At 67.3% G+C, this 20882-nt stretch carries 18 protein-coding genes; 9 read left to right on the forward strand and 9 right to left on the reverse strand.

Annotation, left to right across the window (positions count from 1 at the left end):
• Positions 1-2 precede the first annotated feature (2 nt).
• Genes IEY07_RS16770 through IEY07_RS16785 form a run of 4 tightly spaced genes read right to left on the reverse strand, consistent with a single transcriptional unit; the run spans position 3 to position 4173 of the window.
• Positions 3-812 (reverse strand): SDR family NAD(P)-dependent oxidoreductase, encoded by an 810-nt coding sequence (locus tag IEY07_RS16770; RefSeq protein WP_188896555.1) that lies wholly within the window; start codon positions 810-812, stop codon positions 3-5.
• Positions 813-846: 34 nt separating this feature from the next.
• Positions 847-2238 carry an ABC transporter substrate-binding protein gene (locus tag IEY07_RS16775; RefSeq protein ID WP_188896556.1) on the reverse strand — a complete coding sequence of 464 codons (1392 nt, stop codon included), beginning with the start codon at positions 2236-2238 and terminating at the stop codon, positions 847-849.
• Between the two features lie 55 nt (positions 2239-2293).
• Complete coding sequence (locus tag IEY07_RS16780; RefSeq protein WP_229670231.1) at positions 2294-3220, reverse strand: carbohydrate ABC transporter permease; 927 nt, start codon at positions 3218-3220, stop codon at positions 2294-2296.
• A gap of 2 nt (positions 3221-3222) precedes the next feature.
• The gene (locus tag IEY07_RS16785) at positions 3223-4173 is read right to left on the reverse strand and encodes a carbohydrate ABC transporter permease (protein WP_229670198.1); all 951 of its coding nucleotides are present in this window, start codon (positions 4171-4173) and stop codon (positions 3223-3225) included.
• 266 nt (positions 4174-4439) lie between these two features.
• On the opposite strand from IEY07_RS16785, the gene IEY07_RS16790 reads away from it, so the two are divergent.
• The gene (locus tag IEY07_RS16790) at positions 4440-5492 is read left to right on the forward strand and encodes a LacI family DNA-binding transcriptional regulator (protein WP_188896557.1); all 1053 of its coding nucleotides are present in this window, start codon (positions 4440-4442) and stop codon (positions 5490-5492) included.
• 85 nt (positions 5493-5577) lie between these two features.
• On the opposite strand, the gene IEY07_RS16795 is transcribed toward IEY07_RS16790, so the two are convergent.
• A complete protein-coding gene (locus IEY07_RS16795; protein WP_188896558.1) occupies positions 5578-6723 on the reverse strand; it encodes a lactonase family protein in 1146 nt (381 codons plus the stop codon).
• 220 nt (positions 6724-6943) lie between these two features.
• Here IEY07_RS16795 and larA point away from each other — a divergent pair, with 220 nt between their 5' ends.
• On the forward strand, positions 6944-8212 hold the full coding sequence (gene larA, locus IEY07_RS16800; protein WP_188896559.1) for a nickel-dependent lactate racemase: 1269 nt from the start codon (positions 6944-6946) through the stop codon (positions 8210-8212).
• 41 nt (positions 8213-8253) lie between these two features.
• Here larA and IEY07_RS16805 read toward each other — a convergent pair whose 3' ends face one another.
• The 4 genes from IEY07_RS16805 to IEY07_RS16820 all read right to left on the reverse strand — a co-directional run bounded on the left by IEY07_RS16805 (position 8254) and on the right by IEY07_RS16820 (position 14067).
• Positions 8254-9333 (reverse strand): enolase C-terminal domain-like protein, encoded by a 1080-nt coding sequence (locus tag IEY07_RS16805; RefSeq protein ID WP_188896560.1) that lies wholly within the window; start codon positions 9331-9333, stop codon positions 8254-8256.
• A 72-nt stretch (positions 9334-9405) separates the two neighbouring features.
• On the reverse strand, positions 9406-10461 hold the full coding sequence (locus IEY07_RS16810) for an ABC transporter substrate-binding protein (protein WP_188896561.1): 1056 nt from the start codon (positions 10459-10461) through the stop codon (positions 9406-9408).
• A gap of 40 nt (positions 10462-10501) precedes the next feature.
• Positions 10502-12322 carry an ABC transporter ATP-binding protein gene (locus IEY07_RS16815; RefSeq protein ID WP_188896562.1) on the reverse strand — a complete coding sequence of 607 codons (1821 nt, stop codon included), beginning with the start codon at positions 12320-12322 and terminating at the stop codon, positions 10502-10504.
• Entirely contained in the window at positions 12319-14067 is a 1749-nt protein-coding gene (locus tag IEY07_RS16820) for an ABC transporter transmembrane domain-containing protein (RefSeq protein ID WP_188896563.1), read from the reverse strand. The genes IEY07_RS16815 and IEY07_RS16820 overlap by 4 nt, the downstream gene beginning before the upstream one ends.
• A 115-nt stretch (positions 14068-14182) precedes the next feature.
• Here IEY07_RS16820 and IEY07_RS16825 point away from each other — a divergent pair, with 115 nt between their 5' ends.
• From IEY07_RS16825 to IEY07_RS16855, 7 genes are all read left to right on the forward strand, one after another.
• A complete protein-coding gene (locus IEY07_RS16825; protein WP_229670199.1) occupies positions 14183-14959 on the forward strand; it encodes a helix-turn-helix domain-containing protein in 777 nt (258 codons plus the stop codon).
• 150 nt (positions 14960-15109) lie between these two features.
• Positions 15110-16180 carry a FecCD family ABC transporter permease gene (locus tag IEY07_RS16830; protein WP_188896564.1) on the forward strand — a complete coding sequence of 357 codons (1071 nt, stop codon included), beginning with the start codon at positions 15110-15112 and terminating at the stop codon, positions 16178-16180.
• Positions 16177-17286: a FecCD family ABC transporter permease gene (locus IEY07_RS16835; protein ID WP_229670200.1), complete on the forward strand. Its 1110-nt coding sequence runs from the start codon at positions 16177-16179 to the stop codon at positions 17284-17286. Before IEY07_RS16830 ends, IEY07_RS16835 begins: the two co-directional genes overlap by 4 nt.
• Positions 17283-18266, forward strand: coding sequence for an ABC transporter ATP-binding protein (locus IEY07_RS16840; protein ID WP_188896565.1), 984 nt, complete (start codon positions 17283-17285; stop codon positions 18264-18266). The genes IEY07_RS16835 and IEY07_RS16840 overlap by 4 nt, the downstream gene beginning before the upstream one ends.
• The gene (locus IEY07_RS16845; protein WP_188896566.1) at positions 18263-19213 is read left to right on the forward strand and encodes an ABC transporter substrate-binding protein; all 951 of its coding nucleotides are present in this window, start codon (positions 18263-18265) and stop codon (positions 19211-19213) included. Before IEY07_RS16840 ends, IEY07_RS16845 begins: the two co-directional genes overlap by 4 nt.
• Positions 19214-19268: 55 nt before the next feature.
• Positions 19269-20144: a siderophore-interacting protein gene (locus tag IEY07_RS16850; RefSeq protein WP_188896567.1), complete on the forward strand. Its 876-nt coding sequence runs from the start codon at positions 19269-19271 to the stop codon at positions 20142-20144.
• 113 nt (positions 20145-20257) lie between these two features.
• Complete coding sequence (locus tag IEY07_RS16855) at positions 20258-20476, forward strand: DUF2188 domain-containing protein (protein ID WP_188896568.1); 219 nt, start codon at positions 20258-20260, stop codon at positions 20474-20476.
• Positions 20477-20882 lie beyond the last annotated feature (406 nt).

The raw sequence follows: 20882 nt of genomic DNA on the forward strand, positions 1-20882 counted from the left end.
GGTCATCGGGACAACAGGACGTGGCCGGGATTGGCCAGAGTTCCGCCGTCGACGAGCACCGTTGTCCCGGTGACGTAGGACGCCGAATCGCTGCACAGGAACGCGATCACCGCGGCAACCTCCTCCGGCTCGGCCATCCGGCCGCGACCATTGGCCGCCGGGTGATCCGGTCCGTCGGGGGCAGTCGCGGCGCCAGGATCGACGTCGCGAACCCCGTCGACCGTGACCAGTGGCGTACGGACCGGTCCGGGCGCGACGCTGTTGACCCGGATGCCGTCGGCGGCGTGGTCGATCGCCATCGACCGGCTCAGCGCGTCGATCCCGGCCTTGCTCACGGAGTAGCCGACCACCCGGGACTCCGGTGCGAAGCCCTGGACCGAGGAGATGTTGACGATCGCTCCGCCGCCGCGGGCCCGAAGCTGCGGGACGGCGTACTTGGCGGCCAGGAACATCCCGGTCAGATTGGTGTCGAGCACCCGGTGCCAGGCCGCCTCGGTGGTGTCCTCGACCGTGCCGTAGGTCTGGACGCCGGCACAGCAGACCAGCATGTCCAGCCCGCCGTACTGGTCGACGGCAAGCCGCATCAGCCGCTCCACATCGGCCGCCGAGCGGACGTCGGCCGTGACGCCGGTGACCGCCGGGCCGTATTCCGCCAGCGCCTGCGCGGCAGCGGCGACCGTCTCTTGATCATGGCTGCAATAGACGACCCGGGCACCGCCGGCGGCGAGTGCGGCGACCGTCGCCCGGCCGATCCCGGTGGATCCCCCGGTAACGACCGCGACCTTGCCGGTGAAGTCGGCACCCGCGCTCATCGACGCGCTTTCATGGACGGCTCCGTTCCGTCACTCATCCTGCCGAGATGAGCTTGTTGACCTGGTCAACATAGCTGTTCATGGTCGGCCCGACCGGCTTCTTGCCCTCCAACATCGGATTCCACAGGCTCTTGGACAGATTGGCGGCCTTGCCGGCCCACGGATCGAGGAATCCGGTGCCGACCTTCTGCGGATTCTTCAGCTCCTGCTGCACGGTGGACGCGACCTGTTTGCCGATCGCCCCGTGGCTGTCGAGGTTGGACAGATAACCCTTCGACCCCGGCACGTACGCGATCGGCGCGACCGGATCCTGTGCGTAGGCCTCGTTGAAGACCGTGGTCAGCATGTACGAGATCACCTGCCAGGTGGCGTCCGGATTCTTCTCCGACGACGGCGAGCAGAAGGCGTTCGACTCCAGCGGTGCGACCTGCTCCGCCGATCCCCGGGGGATCGGCGCGTACCCCCAGTTGATCTTGGGTTTGCCGTCGAAGATCGAGACCGCGTTCCACTGGCCGCCCCAGGCCATCGGGACCTGTCCGTTGATGAACGCCGCCCAGGTGTTGGTGGCCGTGAAGTCGGGGTTGGTCACCTCACCGGCCTTGATCGCTGCCGCCCAGCGGGTGGCGCCCTCCTCCAGCTGGGGGTCGGTGCTGAATTTCGACACACTCTTCCAGGTCCGCTCGGGCGCCAGCCCATGTCCGCCGTTGTCGATCGAATAGATCGACAGACCGACCGGGTCGTAGAGGTCGCCCCAACCGGTCTGCATCCCATAGCGCTGTTTGGCGCTGCCGCCGGACTTGACCGTCAGCTTCTGCATGTCGGTGAACAGGTCGTCCCAGGTCCAGTTCGCCGAGGGCAGCTTGAGCCCGGCCTTCTGGAACATGTCCGCGTTGTAGAAGACGCCGTACGTGTTCGCCTCGTTGGGCACGCCGTACTGCTTGCCGTTGACCTGGTACTGGTCCAGGTATCCCGGCCCGAACTGGTTCTTGTCCAGTGGCGCCTTCTTGGCGCCGGCGGCCGTTCCGTCGACGTACGGCGTCCAGTCGTACAGTTTGCCGCTGGCGGCCAGCGGCTGGAAGCTGCTGTCGAGATTGGCGCACCAGAAGACGTCCGGCAACGTATTCGACAGCACCATGGAATTGATCTTCTGGTAGTACTGCGCGCCCGATCCGACGTACACCAGCTTGACGTGGATACCGGTCTTCTGGGTCAGCTTGTCCAGTGACGCCTGGTAGAGCTTGCGATCCTGGGGAGTCGCCCAGGTCATCAGCGAGATGGTGGTCGGCCCGGCCGAAGCGCCGCTGCCACCGCTGTCGCCGGAGTTGCTGCCGGTGCCACCACTGAATCCGCTGCAGGCGGCCGACACAGCCAGCAATCCTACGGCCGTCAGTCCGGCGAGGACGCCCCTGACGCCCGGTCTCCTCATGGCGGGTTTCCCCGTAGCTCGTGTTCTCATAGCCCGTCCGCTCCTTTGTGTCTGGCTATTTCTGCGATACGCCGAGCGTCCCGAGCCCCATCATGAAATACCGCTGTGCGAAGAAGAACAACACCAGCGGCGGCAACATGTAGAGCAGGTTGGACGCCATGTAGTAGTTGAATTGCGGGGTTGCCTCGCTCAGTCCGCCCATGAAGTTGGCCATGCCCAGCGAGAGGGTGTACTTGGTCTCGCTGTTGAGATAGACCAGCGGATTGAGGAAGTCGTTCCAGGAACCCTGGAAGGCCATGATGATCATCGTGATCCACAGCGGCTTGGTGAGCGGGACCATCAACCGGGTGAAGATCTTCCAATGGCCGGCACCGTCGATCATCGCCGACTCGTCGATCGACCGTGGGATCGCCGTGAAGTACTGTCTGGCCAGGAAGATGAAGACCGGGTTGCCGAAGAACGACGGCAGGATCAGTGGGAACCAGGTGTCGATCAGGCCCATCGCGAAGAACATCCGCTGGATCGGGATGAGGGTGACGATACCCGGCACGAAGATCGAGAAGGTGAAGAGGTAGAACCAGAAGTTCCTGCCGGGAAACTGGATCCGCGCGATGGCGTAACCGACCAGCATGGAGCTGGCCACCGATCCGAAGACCGACAGCACGGTGATGGTGACGGTGTTGGCCAGCAGCTGGGGGAAGTGGATCTCCCGTGGGCCGCTGACGAAATTCGACCACTGGAACGAGCTCGGCAGCAGCTGTGGCGGCAGTTGCAGGATGTTGCTGTCGGGCTTCAGTGCGATCGAGACCATCCATAGCAACGGCACCAGCATGGTCGCCCCGAGCAGGCTGCAGAGCAGATACCAGCAGATCCTCGACACGGTCATCGGCACCCGCCTGCTCAACGGGACATGCCGTTTGATCACCAGGTCGGAGCCTGGCTCTACCTTTCGGCTCGGGTAGGTCGCAGAAGCCGCAGGCATGGTCACTTGGTCTCCTCGAAGACCCACATCGACGACGTCTTCAGCGTGACGCCGGTGATGATCATGATGATCACGAAGAGGACCAGGGCCTCAGCCGTCGCCAAACCCAGATTGGGATAGCTGCCGAAGGCGTCGGTGTAGATCTTGTACATGAACAGCATCGTCGAGGTGCCGGGACCGCCGTTGGTCAGGACGGCGACCTGATTGAAGGCCTGGAACGCCAGTACCAGTCCCAGCACCACCTGGAGCAGCATGATCGGCGTGATCAACGGCAAGGTGATCGAGAAGAACATCCGGACCGGTCCGGCGCCGTCGGTGCGTGCCGCCTCGTACACCTCGGTCGGCACATTCTGCAGGCCGGCCAGGAAGATGATCATGGAACCGCCGACACCCCAGACTCCGATGATCACGATCGACGGCATGGCCATCCGGTCGCTCTGCAGCCACTGGCTGGTCGGTAGGTTCAGCGCCGTCAGCAGCTGGTTGGCCAGCCCGTACAGCGGATCGTAGATGTATTTCCACAGCGTGAGGACCGCGATCGACGGCAACACGACCGGCAGATAGAAGATTGTCCGAAAGATCTTGACGCCGACGATCATCCGGTTCAGCAGCACCGCCAATGCCAGCCCGAAGACGATGCTCGACGGGACGCTGAGCAGCACGAAGTAGGCGGTCGCCCGCAGCGATGGCCAGAAGGTCGGGTCCTCGAAGAGCATGTACCGGAAGTTGGCCAGCCCGTCCCAGGTGGCAGGACTCAGACCGTCCCATTGGGTGAAGGCGTGGTACGCCGAGCTGATCAACGGATAGATCACGAATGCGGCAACGCCGACGATCATGGGCAGGATGAAGAGGTAGGCCGTCATCGTGGTGCGCCGTCGGTGGCTCGGGCCGCGGCGCGGGCTGTGGGCACGGGCCCGGCTGTCCGATCGGGGTTGCACTGCCTCAGTGGTCACGATGACCGCCGCCCCGGCACTGCGCGTGATTCCATCCTTGTTTTCCCTCCACCCGTGCGCAGGAGGCCGCCTGCGCCAGGGTCTTCAATGTCGCCGTTGTCATTGGGGTGGCGGCCTGGCGACCGCCGGACCGGATGCATGGAGCCCGGTCCTGGGGAGTACACGTGCGCAGTCATCATGTCAACGTTGACGGGCAGCTGTCAACGATGACATTTCCAGAGTCGAGCCGTGGCCTGATCCGGAGCGCGGACGCCTACCATGTGGCCATGACAGGAGCAGTCGGTGACCGGCTTCCCGGTGGGCTCGCCGGGAGTGTGATGCCGAGCGGGTCGCGTCCGAGTCTGAAGGATGTCGCAATCGCGACCGGGTTGAGCATCAAGACCGTGTCCCGTGCCCTGCGCGGCGAGAACAACGTCGCCGAAGCGACCCGGAAGCTCGTCCAGACCGAGGCGGACCGGCTCGGCGTCCAGGTGAATGATGTCGCTGCCGGACTGCGCCGCAAGTCCCAGGCGATGACCTCCATCGGCGTGCTGCTGGGGGATTTCGCCAATCCGTTCTCGGCCCAGATGCTCAAGGGCATCGACTCCGTTGCGGCAACCCACCGGCACCTGGTGCTGACCGCCGACGCCCAGTACAGCCCCGAGACCGAACGCAACGCCATTCGGTCGTTTCTCGCTCATCGGGTGGCCGGCCTGATCATCGCACCCAGCGGCAAGGACCTGAGCTACCTGCGGACCCAGGCCGCGTACGGGCCGGCCGTGGTCTTTGTGGACTCCCCGCCACCGGAGGCGGAAAGCGCCTCGGATTCGGTGACCACGACCAATTTCGAGAGCACCAGGACCGGAGTCGGGCGCCTGGTCGCGCGCGGGCGCCGGCGGATCGGCTACCTCGGCCACCCGCGTGGTGGGACCGGCGCCAACGAGCGCTGGGCCGGCTACCTGGCCGCCTTGGAAGACGCCGGGATCGCGCCGGACCAGTCGGTGATCCGGCACGACCTGGTCACCGAGGCCGACGCGACCCGGGCCGCCGAACTGATCCTCGCCGCCGGCGACCTCGATGCCCTGATGGTGGACAACAACCAGTTGTGCCTGGGCGTCCTGCAGTCCCCGACCTACGCCAAGCTGCGGCCCGAGACGCTCAGCTTCGACAACTTCGCCCTGGCCCCGCAGTTCGGGATCACCGTCATCGACAGCAACCCGTACGAGGTCGGGCGAATCGGTGCCCAGCTACTCTTCGGGCGCCTGGCCGACCCGGGCCGTCCGCCGCAGCATGTCCGCATCCCGGCGAACCTGATCGTCCACGACGACCCGATCTATTGACCTGATCTGCTGACCGCGCCGGCCATGGGGAGGATCGCGCCGTGATATCCCGGCATGATCTTCCTCACGGGCGGGCACCCCTGCACTACTCGGCGACAATCCCCTCTCCGCCGGCTGCCTGCGGCACGGTGACCGACCCGATCCGGGACAGGCTACCGTTGCTGTTGATCATGAACTCGTCGACCATGCCCGCCGCTCCGGTCTGCACATAGAGGTTGCGCCCGTCCTGGCTGACCGCCGCATCGACGGTGCCGGCATCGGTGCTCACGGTCTGCAGCGGGGTGATCGTGCCGTTGCGCCCGATCCGGTAGCTGGTGACGGTTGCGCTGCCGGCGTTGGAGACGTACGCCACCCCGTCGCGTACGACCACCCAGCAGGTCGCCTGCTGGTCCGTCGACTCTCGGTCGAGCAGCCCGAGGCTGCCATCACGGCGCAGGGCGAAGGTTGCAACGGAATTGGTGCCCGCCTCGGTGGCGACGACCCGACCGAACCTGTCGAAATCGAAGCCGAACGGGACCCGGCCGGCCAGCTGGGTCACCACCCGACCGCCGGTCAGCCAGCCGGAAAGGCCGACCCTGAAGGTCTCGAACGAACTCCCGTCACCCTTGGTGGCAACGATCAGGTCTCGGCCGTCCGGTGTCAGGCTGAGCTCTGCCGGAGTGCTGGTGAACTCCGGCGACGCCTGCGGGTCGAAGCCCAGTTCGTGGTGCCACTGATCGATCTTGATCAGCTTCCCGCCCAGACTCAGATATCCCTGGATCGATCCGCCGTCGCGGGCGTTGAGGACGTAGACCGCCCGGCCCGAAGCGGCGATGCTCACCGGGAACGAGCCGCCCGAGTTGATCACCTGCTCACGGACAAGCCCGCTGCCGGTGATCTTGAAGTTGGTGATCGTATTGCTGCCGGCGTTGACGGCGTACAGGTGATCACCCTGGCGGACCAGCGATTTCTCGGAGGCGAGATGATCGACCTGTGAACCACCGAGCACGCCGCCCTTGCCGCCGGTCGGATAGCTGATGGCCCCAGTCAGTGTGCCGAAGCTGCCGCGGTTGTAGCGGACGACGGCATTGCCGGCGGTGTTGTCCGTCTGGACGTAGACGGCGCCCGACGGACTCCGGTTCTGCCTCGTCGGAGTGTGATGGGCGGGCGAGCCCCATGCTGCGGGGACTGCTGTTGTGGCGAGAGCTGCGGCCAACACCGAACCGGTGATGACGCGAGAACGGGTTTTCATGGGTGACATCTCCCTGGTGACGTGTACGGGTGGTCGACCGTCGCCCGGGGGTCGGATCGATCGTCGGCGGGTCGCCGGTCGCTGACCATCCAACGTCGGATCAGGCGCCGATCGTCGGCATCGTGGGCGATGGTCATCGGTCCGTAAGCAGTTGCGATACTTGGCGTACGGAAGGAGTTGCGCTGATGATCTTGGACCACGCGGGACCGGGGCGGGGCCGATGAGCCGTGGCGTTCGCCTTGCCTACGGGAAGACCGGGCTCGATGTCGAGATCCCGGACCACGCGGCCGTGATCAGGCCCCGCGATGTCGCCGCCGCGGACGATCTCAACCAGACGTTACGCAGAGCGCTGCGGGAGCCGGTCGCCGGGCCGCCGTTGCGGGAGATCGTACGGCCCGGCCAGACCGTGGCTATCTCGATCTGTGACATCACCCGACCCCAGCCACGGCGACCGATGCTGGAGGCGATTCTGGCCGAGCTCGACGGGATCGTTCGAACCGAGGACATCGTCGTCCTGGTCGCCACCGGCACCCATCGCCCCAGCACCCAGGACGAGCTGGCCGCGATGCTCGGTCCTGACCTGTGCGCGAGTCTGGAGGTCGTCGACCACGACGCCCGGGACGATTCCACCCTGACCTGGTGCGGCATCCGCGGCGCCGGAGTACCGGTCTGGCTGAACAGCCGCTGGTGCGCCGCCGACGTCAAGATCACCACCGGCTTCGTCGAGCCGCACTTCTTCGCCGGCTTCAGCGGAGGGCCGAAACTCGTCGCGCCGGGGCTGGCCGGGCTCGAGACCGTCCTGGTGCTGCATGACGCGGACCGGATCGGCGACCCGGCGGCGACCTGGGGCATCTGCGAGGGCAACCCTGTCCACGACGACGTCCGCGCCATCGCTGCGGCTACCGGTGTCGACTTCGCGTTCGACGTCGTTCTCAACAACCAGCAGCAGGTGGTCGCCGCCTTCGGTGGCGAGATCCTGGCTATGCACGCCGCAGCCCGTGAGGTTGTCCGAGAGGTTGCGATGGCGCCGGTCGACGACCTGTTCGACGTGGTGATCACCACCAACTCGGGCTATCCGCTGGACCAGAATCTCTACCAACTGGTCAAAGGCATGTCTGCGGCGGCGACCGTCGTGCGACCCGGCGGAACGATCATCGCCGCCGGCGAGTGCCGGGACGGATTCCCTGATCATGGTCTCTTCCGCGACCTCCTCACTCAGGCCGCGAGCCCGGCAGACCTGGCCGCATCCTTCACCGGACCCACCCGCGCCGATCAGTGGCAGGTCCAGGTCCTCGCCCGGATCCTGCAACGCGCCCGGGTGGTCGTCCACAACGACCGGCTCACTGCCGAGGAACTCGCGGCCGCCCACTTCGGCGCAACGAACGACATCAGCGACTGCACCCGGCAGGCGCTTGCCGCCGCCGGACCGGATGCCCGGCTCTGCGTGCTGCCCGAGGGACCGCAGACCATCCCCTACCTCCGAGGCTGATCCGCTGTTCGCGGCTAAGGACCGGCCGTGATCCCGGCCGCTCAGACCACCCGGAGCCCGAATCCCGGCGTATCGGGAACGGTGAGCATTCCGTCGACGACGGCGTACCCGCCCTCCACTCCATCGGTCTGTCCGCGTACGCCCTCGACCGTGATCACGTCGGCCAGGCCGACCGCCATCTGCCCGGCATAGCAGGTCTTGATCGGCAGTCCCCAGGCATGCGGCGAGATCTTGATGCCGGAACCGCCGAGCTTCGCGGCCAGAGCCCGCCAGGGCGTCAGTCCGAAGCCGACAACGTCCATCAACAGGACGTCCACCAGCCCTGCTTCGGCGAATCGGACGACCTCATCGACATCGGGGCGGTACTCGCCGTCGGCGATCAGCACCTCGCCGCCGGTGCTGCGCCGCCAGTCCCGCAATCGCTCGAGTCCGTTGCGGTGCTCGTTGAACGGCTCCTCGAACCAGAACAGGCCGACGTCCGCGACGCTCTCGAGGAAGTTGATCGCGGCCTCGACGCTGAAGCCGTTGTTGCCGTCGACCAGCAGCCGGGCTGACGGGAAGGCATCGTGCACCGCCCGCACCACCTCCACGTCACGCTGGAACCCTTCGCGCTCCCCCATCCAGGTGAACCCGCGCCCGATCTTGATCTTGAACGCCCGGTGCCCGTCGTCCCAGCCGTCCTGGACGTTTTCCAGCACCACATCGATTCCTCGCGGTGCATCGAGCGGATCAAGATCATCGAAGTAGATCGAGCCGTCGTAGGTGCTGATCTCCCGGCCGCCATGATCACCGAGGATCGTGTGCACCGACTGCCCGGTGAGGATGCCGGCAAGATCATGAAGGGCGAAGTCTGCCCACAGGGTCGCCGGATCCAGGACGCCGACGCCAAGATCGAAAATCTCATCGACACGTTTCCCGATCAGCGATCCCGGGTCGTCACACCGACCACCCAACAGCCCCCAGCCGGTGGCGCCGTCGATCGTGCTGATGGTGACCGCGGGCGCGGTCGGGCCGGTGCCGTGCGTGCCGAGGACCGCGTTCCGCCCGATACTGCGCGGATAGCGGGTGATCACGTCGTTGAGCTCGACCGAGGAGATCCGGGTGTGGAGGTTGTCGCTCACATCGTGCCTTCCGGTTGCGTCTGTACGAACGACTATCCCTTATTCGATCATCGACGACGCAGCGACCCTGCGTCAGCCCTGGAGCTTCTTCAGCCCGGCCTCGAGTTCGTCGAGCACGGCGAGCGCATCGCCGTAGCCACCGACCAGAAGATCGGGGAACGGGACGAGTCGGCCGGCCTTGACCGCCGGTAGCTGCTTCCAGAGCTTCTGGGCGAACAGCTGCGGCCCCTTGTTGTTGGGCTTGTCGTCGTAGTCGGCATAGAAGCCGATCACACCAGCATCGTCGAGCTTTCCGATCTGCTCGTACGACACGGCAAGGATCCCGGCGCCGGGATCCTTGCTGGCGGTCGCCGCGGTGGTCGCGCCGGCGAAGCGAACGCCGGCGTCGGCCAGCACCCGACCGGGATCGGTCCTCGGTCCGTAGACCCAGAACTGCCCGGCAGTGAAGCCGCCCTGCAGAATGTCCCAGGTGTAGGCGGCCAGCTGGGTCGCGTACGCCTTCTTGATCTCGGCGCTGCGGGTGACCAGCCGGGTCTTGAGCGCATCCAGCTGGTCGGTGCGATTGACGGCGTCGGCGACAATTGCGGCGGTGCCCTGCCAACTGGTGGCCGGGGCGATCACGGTCGGAGCCAGTGCGGTGAGCTTGCTGTAGACGTTGGTGTTCCACTCGTAGTCGAGTCCGATGATCAGGTCAGGGTTGAGGGTCGCGACCTTCTCGACGTCGATGGCGCCGGCGGTGCCGACCTTCGTCGCGGCGTCCCATTTGGCGCGGTAGCGCGGGGAGATGTATTCGCTGCCCTGGTCGTAGACGCCGATCGAGGCCAGCCCCAGGTCGTACAGCGTTGCGGTCGCAGCGGGCTGGATCGAAACCACCCGCTTGGGATCCGCGGGAACCCGGACACTGCCCTTGGCGGTCTGTACGGTGCGAGTGCTCGGCACCGACGGCGTTGACGAGGCGCTCGGATCGGACGCACCGCAGGCGGCCAGGCCGAGGAGGGTTGCACTGCCGACACCGCCGGCCAGGAGACCACGACGGGTCAGCTGGTCGATGATCCGTACGAATTCGGTCTCGACATCGGTCCCGGTGTCGGTCCGGGTGTCGCGGCGCTCGGGCGCGAGCAGGGTCATGGATTCCTCCGAGGGTTAGGTAAGACTAAGTTAGGGCAGACTAATCCAGATCTGCGCCGGGCTGGCGACCGGTGCTGAAAGATCTCGTTCCGGACCAGCCCGCCCAGAGATCGGCGTACTCGTCGGACCTGAGGAGCAGTTCCTCGTGGGTGCCGGAGGCGGCGATCCGACCGTCAGCCATCACGATGATCAGGTCGGCGCCGCGGACCTGGCTGAGCCGGTGGGCGACCACCACCGCCGATCTGCCTCTGGTGATCGCCGCGGCCGCCCGGTCGAGGGCCCGAGCGGCGTCACTACCCGCCTCGGCAGTGGCCTCGTCCAGGATCACCACCGGCGGGTCGAGGAGCAGCACCCGTGCCAGCGCCATCTGCTGCGCCTGGCTGGCGGTCAGCGCAACTCCGCCACCACCGACGGCGGTGTCGATCCCGTCGGCCATCGCTTCGACCCACGCTGTGGCCCCGACCGCGTCGAGCGCCTGCCGCAGCTGGTGATCGGACGCCTCCGGCACCGCCAGTCGGAGATTGTCCGCGACCGAGCCGGCGAAGACATGCGTCTCCTGGGTGACCAGAGCGATGACCTGTTGCGGCAGGTCGAGCCGCTCCAGTCCGACGCCGTTGTATTCGACCGTTCCGGACCGCGGCTCGCGGATGCCTGCCAGCAGAGAGGCCACCGTCGACTTCCCGGACCCGGTCGTCCCCACCACGGCGACCGTACGACCCGGTTCCAGCCGCAGCCCGACGTCGCGGACCGCGTCCGGCCCGTCGCCGTAGGCGAACCGGAGGTGATCGGCCACGAGTAGCCCTCCGGGGCCGGTCGACGCGGGGTGCCCGGGCAGCCCGGCCCGACGCCGCTGGTCGGCGACACCGATCAGCCGGGCCAGACCCGCGCCCGCTTGCTGGATGCTGTCGAAGACACCAAGCACCGTATTGATCGGATCGAAGAGCCGTGCGAAGAACAGCGCGGCCGCGGTTGCGGCCCCGATCGAGGCCAGGTCCTCGCGCACGAGCAGGAAGGCGACCAGCAGGATCGCGCCCAGGCCGACGAACTCGGCGAGGTTGAGCCGGCCGAAGAACCGGGTGGCGATCCGGGTCGCACGGAATTCGTACGCCATCGAGTCGGCCGACGCGGCTTCGATCCGGTCGCGCTGCCAGTCGCCGAGACGTAGGGCACGCAACGTCGTCAGTGATCCGAATCCGGTGAGCAGGGCGGATGCGCGACGCCCGTCGGCGATCCGCCCGGCGGCGTAGACCGGCCGGGAGTTACGCAGATACCAACGCAGCGTGTGGGCCTGGATCGGGACGGCGAGCAGGCCGGCGAGGGCGAACCGCCAGTCGAGAGTGGCCAGGCCGGCCAGGGTGGTGAGGATGGACAGCGCGGCGCCGACGAAGCTGCCCAGCGCTCCCGACGCGGCGTCGGAGACCAGGTCGACGTCACCCGACACCCGCGAGACCAGGTCGCCGGTGCCGGCCGCTTCCACAGTGTCGATGGGCAGTTCGACGGCAGCCGAGACGGCCTCCTCGCGCAGCCGGGCGACGGCCGGAAGCACCAGTCGCGCGAGCAGCACCTCCGACAACCAGGCGACAACGGCCGAGGCGACGGCGGCGCCCGCCAACAAGATCATCGGCGCTACGACGGCGCTCGGGTGCCGCCGGTCGGCGATGGCCTGGGTGATCCATCCGATGGCCACCGGTCCGGCGAGCCCGAGCAGGCTGGCGATGATCATCACCACCACGGTGATGATCATCAGCGGCCACCGGTCCCGGATCAGCCCGCGAACGTAGGTGGCGATCCGCCGACCGGTGGCGATCGGCAGCAGACCGGCCAGCGGTTCCTGATGCCGAGGCTCGAGGGTTGCGGTCATCGTGCGACCAGATCCCGGTAGCCGCGATCGGCCAGCAGGTCGTGATGCGCTCCGGCCCGGCAGCCGCTCGGTCCGAGGAAGATCACCCGGTCGCACCGGGACAGCCAGGCCGGACTGCTGGTGATCACCAGGGTGGTGTGATGCCTACGCAGGTCCCGGACCCGTGCGGCGATCGCGTCCTCGGTCGCGGCATCGACGGCCGTCGTCGGATCGTGGAGTACCAGGGTCGGGGCGTCCGCGGCCAGGAGGCAGGCGAGCGCGACCCGCTGGCGCTGCCCGCCGGAGAGCGTCTCGCCCCGATCACCGACCTGCGTGTCGGCACCTCGTGGCACGGCGTCGATGACCTGGTCGGCGAATGCCGCCTGGGCGGCCCTGGTGACGGCTGGGCCATCAGTCGCGATCCTGGCCAGGTTGTCGGCGATGCTGCCCGGCAGCACGGCGGTGTCGTGATGACCGACCAGCAGCCGCCCCCGTAGCTCCGCAAGCGGGATCGCGGTGAGAGGGCGGCAGTCCAGTTCGATGGTCCCGCCGACCGGATCGGATTCCCGGGCGAGCAGGTCGGCGATGCGGACCGCGAGCGCGGGGTCGCCGCAGACGATTCCGGTCATCAGGCCCGGCGGGATCCCCGCAGTCAGCCGGAGGTCGCGGCCGAGATCGACCTCGCTGAATTCGAGGCTGCCGCCGCTGTTCGGTGCCGCGGTCCAGGAGCCCGGCTCGCGTACGGGGTCGACGACCGCAGGATCCATGATCAGCACCTCGCGGATGCGCTCGGCAGAGGCGAGCGCCTGGGCGTACGCGGCACTCGCGCCGGACGCGACCTGCATCGGACCGATCACGAACGCGGCCAGGCCGAGAGCCGAGATCAGGCCGCCGAGGCCGAGCCGGCCGGTGAGCGCGAGCCAACCGCCCGCACCGGTGATCAAGGCCAGATAGAGGCCGGTCAGTGCGGTGCCGACGGCGGTCAGCGTGGCCTGGGCGGAGACCACGTGCAGCGAGGCGCGGGCCGAGGACTGGCTGACCCGGCGGTACTGGTCGGCCGCGTTGCGCTGGGCCCCGATGCCCTGCAACACCCGGAGTCCGTGGATGACATCCTCGGCAAACGTCGTCGCCCGCGCCCGCCGGGCCTGCTCCGTCGTGCTGCGACGGCGGACCAACCGCGAGACGACCGACTGGACCACCAGCAGCGCGATGGTGCCCACGACGATGATCACGGCGAGGACGACCGAGAACCGCAGCAGCATGATCGTCGACGCACACAAAACGACGACGGCCGCGATGGCGGTTGCGAGCATGCCCGCATACGCACCGACCCGGTTGGCGTCACTGGCGGCGCGGCTCAGCAGGTCGCCAGGGGCAAGACCGACACCGCCGCCCGGCCGCAGCACCCGTTCGGCGAGCCAGAGGCGTACCCGGTGACCGGTGTGCTGTTTGGCCCGCATGCTGGCCCGCGCGCCGAACCGGTACGACAGCGACAGGAAGCCGAAGTCGGCCGCCAGAATGATCAACCAGAGCGCGATCGAACGGCCGGATCCATGATCGACAGCGTGGCTGATGGCGCTGCCGATGATCACCGGGACCAGCGATTCGCCCAACTGGTGGGTGCTGTAAAGGGTCGATGCCACGATCAGGTCCCGGCGGCGGGTCCGCAGCGCTCCCCACAGCAGGCTGCGAGCCGACCCGGCAGCAAGAGGACTCCGTGCCTGGAGCGACTCTCGGCGCTCAGTGGTCAAGACGGACGAGGACACCCGGCTACGTTAGGCGTACCTTACTTATGTCGGGAAGGCAGTAGCGCGCCAAGAAGTGTCGTGTAACAGACGTATGGCCGTCAGTCGCCGGGACGAGAGGAGGCGCAGGGGTTCGATGAGCGCGATCGGCGTCGAACGATTCGACATGCTGCGCGGCGAGGCCTTCAACCGCCACGTCCATTCCGTCCACCAACTCGCCTGGGCGCGGACCGGCGTCCTGACTGTTGACGTCACCAACCGGTACTGGGTGCTGCCGACCACGCTCGGTCTGTGGATTCCGGCCGGCACCTGGCATGCCACGGCGGCCCTGCGGAACACCGTCATGCAGAGCGCGTACGTCGAACCGGACGGGTGTGCCCTGGATTGGGCCGAACCGACTGTCGTTGCGGTATCTCCGCTCGCCGCCCAACTGATCGAGTTCCTGGCCGGCGACCCGGACCAGACCGCCCGCGGGCATGCCGAGGCATTGCTGTTGTCCGACCTCAGGCCGGCAAGCCAGGCCACCATCGCGCTGCCATTGCCGACCGACCGGCGGGCCCGGGATGTCGCCGATCAGCTGCTGGCCGATCCGACCGACCAGCGCAGTCTCGACGAGCTGGCCCGGGCGGTCGGCTCGAGCGCGCGGACCCTGCTGCGGGTCTTCTCCTCCGAGACCGGGCTGACCTTCAACCAGTGGCGGGTGCATGCGCGGTTGCAGGCCGCCGTCGGGCAACTCGCGCAGGGTGAGCCGGTGAGCCGGGTGGCCAGGCTCGTCGGCTACGCCACCCCGAGCGCGTTCGTCGCGGCTTTCCGCCGGGTGACCGGCCATACCCCGGCCAGCTACTTCGGACGCCCGCCTCAGCCCGTACCAACGTTCCCGGCCGCGTACGACTCTGGTCAGGATGGCGGATAGCCGTCCCGGCGGCGCGAACAGAACACAGATTGGCGGATTCCGGGCTTGCTGGCCCGGCTTGATCGTCTCTAGCCTAGTTAGGCAAGGCTAAGCTTATTCAGCCTGCTTCCTTGCGGCCATCAGTCGAGGACGAGGAAGCGAGATGGACCGATGAGCACCGCGAGCGCCCGGCTAGAGCCGGCGACGACCCCCGCCGGGGAGCCGACCCGACGCGTTCGGAAGAGCGTGACGGCGCTCCGCTCACTCGGCCTGCTGGCGGCCGTCGCGGTGTTGGCGCTGATCGTGGTGCTGAGCATCGGGGTCGGCGCGAAACCGATCCCCATGACAGACGTGGTGCACGCCCTCTTCCAGGGCAACCGGACCGACAACGGAATCGTGGTCCTCGACCTCCGGCTACCGCGGACGCTGCTGGGGATCGGGGTCGGAGCCGCACTGGGCATGGCCGGCGTGCTGATGCAGGCCCTCACCCGTAATCCGCTCGCCGACCCCGGCATCCTCGGGGTGAACATCGGCGCGTCCGTCGCAGTCGTGATCGCCATCTGGATCTGGCGGTTCGCCGACCTCACGGCCTATGTGTGGTTCGCCTTCATCGGCGCGGGACTCGCCTCGGTGATCGTCTATCTCCTCGGCTCCCGCGGACGCTCCGGGCCGACCCCGGTCCGACTGGCCCTGGCGGGAACCGCCGTCAGCGCGGTACTCGGCGCCGTGATCTCCTTCGTGACCCTGCTGAATCCGGATGTCTTCGACCAGTTCCGCTTCTGGGGTGTCGGCTCGCTCTCCGGGGTGAACGGGTCAGTGCTCTGGCAGGTGCTCCCGTTCCTGGTCGCGGGAGCCGCCCTCACCCTCGGCCTCTCCGGGTCGCTGAATGCGCTGGCGCTCGGCGACGAGACTGCCAAGGCGCTGGGGAGCAACATCAACCGCACCCGCATCCTCGGTGCGCTCGCGGTCACCCTGTTGTGCGGGGCTGCCACCGCTGCCGTCGGGCCGATCGGGTTCGTCGGGCTCACCATCCCCCACATCGCCCGAGTGATCACCGGTCCCGACCATCGCTGGCTGCTCCCGTATTCGATGGTGCTCGGCCCGATCCTGCTGATCGGGGCGGACATCCTCGGACGGATCGTCGCCCGCCCCGGCGAGATCCAGGTCGGCATCATCACAGCGTTCGTCGGAGCACCGGTCTTCATCGCCCTCGTCCGCCGTCGAAGGATCCCCGAACTGTGACCAGCATCGACACCAGGGACCGAGCCGATGGCGGTAGGACACAAGATTCCGTTGTTGGCGGGGTCCTACGCGGCCGGGTGTTCCGCAGCCGCCATGACGCGATCTCGGTGCGCTGGCAGCCCCGGACGCTGATCGTCTGCGGCGGCATCGGCGTCGCGGTCGTGATCATCGCTGCTCTCAGCCTGACCACCGGTGACTACCCGGTCTCGCTCGGCGGGGTGATCAACAGCCTTGTCGGTCGCGGCTCCGGGGCGGAGTCGTTCATCGTGATCACTCTACGACTGCCTCGGCTGGTCGCTGCACTGCTGATCGGAGCGGCCCTCGGCATGAGCGGGTCGGTCTTCCAGAGCCTGTCGCGCAATCCGCTCGGCAGCCCGGACATCGTCGGTTTCACCAGTGGCGCCGCGTCCGCAGCGGTGCTGGAGATCCTGGTCTTTCACGGCGGCCAGTTCGCCATCGCGGTTGCCGCCATCATCGGCGGTCTGATCACGGCGATGCTGGTGTATCTCCTGTCGCTCAGGCGGGGCAGGATCGCCGGCTACCGGCTGATTCTCGTCGGAATCGGCATCGGTGCCATGCTCGCCTCGGTCACGTCCTATCTGCTGACCCGGGCCAGTCTGTACGACGCGCTGAACGCGCAGGTCTGGTTGATCGGCAGCCTGAATGCAGTCGGCTGGAACGTGGTCACCCCGTTGGCGGTCACGTTGATCATCCTGACGCCGATCACGGTCTATGTCGGCCGCGCCCTGAGCTGGATGGAGTTGGGCGACGATGCGGCCAAGGGGCTCGGCGTCCCGGTCGAGCGCACCCGGCTGGTGCTGATCATCACCGGGACGGCACTCGCGGCCGCCGCGACGGCCGCCGCCGGGCCGATCGGCTTCGTCGCCCTGGCCTCGCCGCAACTGTGCCGGCGATTGATCCGGACCTCCGGGCCACTGATCACACCTGCGGCGGTGATGGGCGCGTTCCTGTTGTCTGCCAGCGATTTCGGCGCCCAACGGGTGATCCCGTCGACGGCATTGCCGGTCGGTGTGATGACCGGGGTCATCGGTGGCGGCTACCTCTGCTGGCTCCTGGCCCACGAACTGAGAGCAGGACGATCATGACCAATGCCGAGATCCGAGCCGACACCCGAGCCGACATTCCGGCAGAAGACCCGGCCGACACCGATCGCGCAGCAGACCAGAGCGGGCTGCGGCCCTCGGTGGCGTCCCGGCTGAACGCGCACGGCCTGACCCTGGCCTACGACGACCGGGTGATCAGCAGCGACCTGGACGTGGTCGTCCCTGACCGTTCCTTCACCGTCATCGTCGGCGCGAACGGTTGTGGCAAGTCCACCCTGCTGCGTGCGCTGTCTCGCATGATCAAGCCGACCGCGGGTGCCGCATACCTGGACGGTAAAGCGATCACATCGCTGCCCTCCAAGGAGGTCGCGCGTCGCCTGGGCCTGCTCCCCCAGTCGCCGATCGCTCCCGACGGCATCACCGTCGCCGACCTCGTCGCCCGTGGCCGATATCCCCACCAGAGGCTGCTCCGCCAATGGTCGCGGGACGACGAACGCATCGTGACGGAAGCGCTTGAGGCCACCGGAACCCGCGAGCTCGCGGATCGCTTCGTGGACGAACTGTCGGGCGGCCAACGGCAGCGGGTCTGGGTGGCGATGGCACTCGCCCAACAGACCGACATCCTGCTGCTCGACGAGCCGATCACCTTCCTCGACATCGCCTACCAGATCGACGTCCTCGACCTCTGTGCCGACCTCCACGAGCAGCAGGGCTACACCCTCGTCGCCGTCCTGCACGACCTCAACCACGCCTGCCGATACGCCACCCATCTGATCGCGATGAAGGCGGGAGCGATCATCGCCCAGGGTCCGCCGGCCGACATCGTGACCGCCGGCCTGGTCGAGGAGGTCTTCGGGCTGCCGTGCGAGGTCATCGACGACCCGCAGAGCAACACCCCCTTGATCGTGCCGATCCATCGCCGCAATCGGGCAGACCGGCACGGCAGCGTCACTCCGATCGACACCAGCACCTCCAAGATCAACACTCCCAAGATCAACACCCAGATGAAGGATGCCGAATGACTCCCACCAGTCTGACCCGTCGTGGGCTTCTGACCAGCGGCCTCGCGACCGCGACGGTCCTCGGCTTGGCGGCCTGCTCCGGCGGCAAAGCGTCCAGCGCAACGTCGGGCAAGACCTCGGGCGACCGGCAGGTGCAGACCATCCATGGTGCTGTCCAGGTGCCGGCTGATCCGCACCGCATCGTCCCCGTCGACTTCCCGGAGGTGTGCACCCTGCTCGACCTCGGCATCACGCCCGTCGGCCGCACGACGTATGTACCGAGCTTCCCGGCGTATGACACCGCCCTCAAGGGTGTTCCCAAGATCGACAACGGCACCGATCTCCAACTGGAAGAGATCGCCTCGCTGCGACCGGACCTGATCATCGGCGACGATTGGGCGGACGCCAAACAGCAGCGAGCCCCGTATGCCAAGCTCGAGGCCATCGCCCCTACCGCCCTGTTCACCTGGGAACAGGCGGCCGGCAACTGGCCGGATCTCGCTGCCAACACGGCCGCCGCACTGGGCAGGACGGCACAGCTGAAATCCTTGCAGGGCAAGTACAACGCCAAGGCGGCGATGATCAAGTCCAACTATGCCGATGTCCTCTCCCGGACTACCTGGGACCTGATCGACTGCAGCAAGGGCGTCTGGGATCTCTACAGCGCGAACTCCTCGCACGGGAAGGTACTGGCCCACGCCGGTGTCCGGCTCGGCGCCGGTGGCACGCAGACCAGCGGCTACGTCCAGTACTCGCTCGAACAGCTGGCCAAGCTGGCCAAGACCGACATCATCATCACCAACACTGCGAGCGTGCCGCTGCTGAAGAAGCAGTCGCTCTTCACCAGCCTTCCGGCGGTGAAGGCCGGCCGTGTCTACACGACCGATCTGTTCTTCCCTGCCAGCTATGGCATCGCGTCCGCCCTGCTGGACGTCGTCTCCTCGATCTGCACGAAGAACCAGGCATGACACCCGCCCCGACGCGGCCGTCACCGACATCCACCCCCCTGCTCGGGGAATCGCTGTGACTGACTTCTTCCACGCCCGCGTCATCAAGGTGCAGTGGCTCGGCCCGCGCCTGGTCAGGGTGAGCTTCGGCGGCGAAGACCTGCGAAACTTCTCCAGTACCGGCTCCCCGGACGAGTCGATCTCTGTGATCCTTCCCCGCCCTGGCGACACGAAGCCGCCGCTCCCGGTGGTGACGGACAAGGGCTGGGATTATCCGGACGGAGAGGCACCGAGCCGCACCTACACGGTCCGGCGTCACGACCCCCTGACCAGCCAGGTCGTCGTCGAATTCGCGCTGCACACGCGCGGCATCGCGGCCGACTGGGCGCGACACGTACGACCGGGTGCGGTGGTCGGGCTGTCGGCACCGCACGCCCGCTACCGCCCCGACCCGGACGACCACCGCGTGCAGCTCTTCGGCGATCTGCCCGCGCTTCCTGCGGTGGGACGGATCCTCCAGACCCTTGGACCCGATTGCAGCGCCGAGGTGTGGCTCGAGGTCCCGACCCCGGCCGACATGATCGAGCTCCCCACCGACCCACGGATCAGTGTCAACTGGCACGTGGCCGGCTACGGGACACCGAGGCCGAGCCGGGTCCTGGACCTCGTCGTGGCCGAGGCCGACCCGGCCCCCGGCACTCACGTCTGGGTTGCTGCCGAGGCGACACCGGCGCGGCTGGCACGACGCCATCTGCGCCATGAGCTGCACGCACCCTCCAGCCGCTACACCACGTGCGGATACTGGCGGATGGACCAGGAGGACTGGACCGATCGCTACGAGAAGACCGACCTCGACCTGGTCAGATTGTTCACCAGACTACGAGAGGACGGCAAGACCGACGACGAGATCGCCGACGCCGTGGATGCCGCTCTGGCCGCAGAGGGTTTGTGATGCTGAGCACTTAGGGACTTTGGGCACGAGTCTCGCAGCGCGCCCACGGAGTTCCGGGCTTGGAACGATGATGGATGTCCCAACCGTCTCAACCCGTCGCCGGAGATTCACCCGTGTCACTTGCCCGATTCCACGTCATGCCGCAGGACGGACTTTGGCGTGTGGTCCGAGTCGGCGCGCTGTTCAAAGGTCCGTACCAAACCCGGGACGAGGCCATCCACGCGGCAAGGATCATGGCGCTGCTCACCGAACCGGCCCAGATCCTCGTCCACGATCCGGCGGGCGGTGAGGAGATCGAGACCTGCCACGGCGCGCAGGGGCCCGGTCTTTGAGTCCTTGGGCTGAGTTCGGGCTGAGTACCGGCAACCCGGTCGGGTAACCCAAGGTTAAGGTTCCCGCGACTACGGGCGTTCCCCCGGCGCCGATGAGGTCGCGGGAGCCGCATGTTGGGACGCGAGAGTTCAGGTCGCCAGCCGATGGCTGGCGGGTTCGGCGGGCCGCCCGACGAATTCCCCCGAATTCTCCGTTCGGGCGGCCCACACGAGTACCACGGGTACGGCGCTGCGAAGCACCCGACGCGCAGCCGCGCGGCCATACCCAGCTCCAGACGAAGCGCTGTCCCAGCCGCTCAGATCATCTGACGTGTCAGACATTAGCATGAGTGTGTCCGATTTGGACATGTCCTGATTAGGAAATCTCGATGTGATCTCCGTCGCACCGGCACTAGGTGGCAGCCGC

The sequence above is a fragment of the Microlunatus endophyticus genome (genome assembly GCF_014646195.1).
Taxonomy (GTDB): domain Bacteria; phylum Actinomycetota; class Actinomycetes; order Propionibacteriales; family Propionibacteriaceae; genus Microlunatus; species Microlunatus endophyticus.

Coding starts and splice junctions, on each gene's coding strand:
- IEY07_RS16770 (WP_188896555.1), bottom strand. CDS start 812: ATGAGCGCGGGTGCCGACTTCACCGGCAAGGTCGCGGTCGTTACCGGG.
- IEY07_RS16775 (WP_188896556.1), bottom strand. CDS start 2,238: ATGAGGAGACCGGGCGTCAGGGGCGTCCTCGCCGGACTGACGGCCGTA.
- IEY07_RS16780 (WP_229670231.1), bottom strand. CDS start 3,220: ATGCCTGCGGCTTCTGCGACCTACCCGAGCCGAAAGGTAGAGCCAGGC.
- IEY07_RS16790 (WP_188896557.1), top strand. CDS start 4,440: ATGACAGGAGCAGTCGGTGACCGGCTTCCCGGTGGGCTCGCCGGGAGT.
- IEY07_RS16795 (WP_188896558.1), bottom strand. CDS start 6,723: ATGAAAACCCGTTCTCGCGTCATCACCGGTTCGGTGTTGGCCGCAGCT.
- larA (WP_188896559.1), top strand. CDS start 6,944: ATGAGCCGTGGCGTTCGCCTTGCCTACGGGAAGACCGGGCTCGATGTC.
- IEY07_RS16810 (WP_188896561.1), bottom strand. CDS start 10,461: ATGACCCTGCTCGCGCCCGAGCGCCGCGACACCCGGACCGACACCGGG.
- IEY07_RS16815 (WP_188896562.1), bottom strand. CDS start 12,322: ATGACCGCAACCCTCGAGCCTCGGCATCAGGAACCGCTGGCCGGTCTG.
- IEY07_RS16825 (WP_229670199.1), top strand. CDS start 14,183: ATGAGCGCGATCGGCGTCGAACGATTCGACATGCTGCGCGGCGAGGCC.
- IEY07_RS16830 (WP_188896564.1), top strand. CDS start 15,110: ATGAGCACCGCGAGCGCCCGGCTAGAGCCGGCGACGACCCCCGCCGGG.
- IEY07_RS16840 (WP_188896565.1), top strand. CDS start 17,283: ATGACCAATGCCGAGATCCGAGCCGACACCCGAGCCGACATTCCGGCA.
- IEY07_RS16845 (WP_188896566.1), top strand. CDS start 18,263: ATGACTCCCACCAGTCTGACCCGTCGTGGGCTTCTGACCAGCGGCCTC.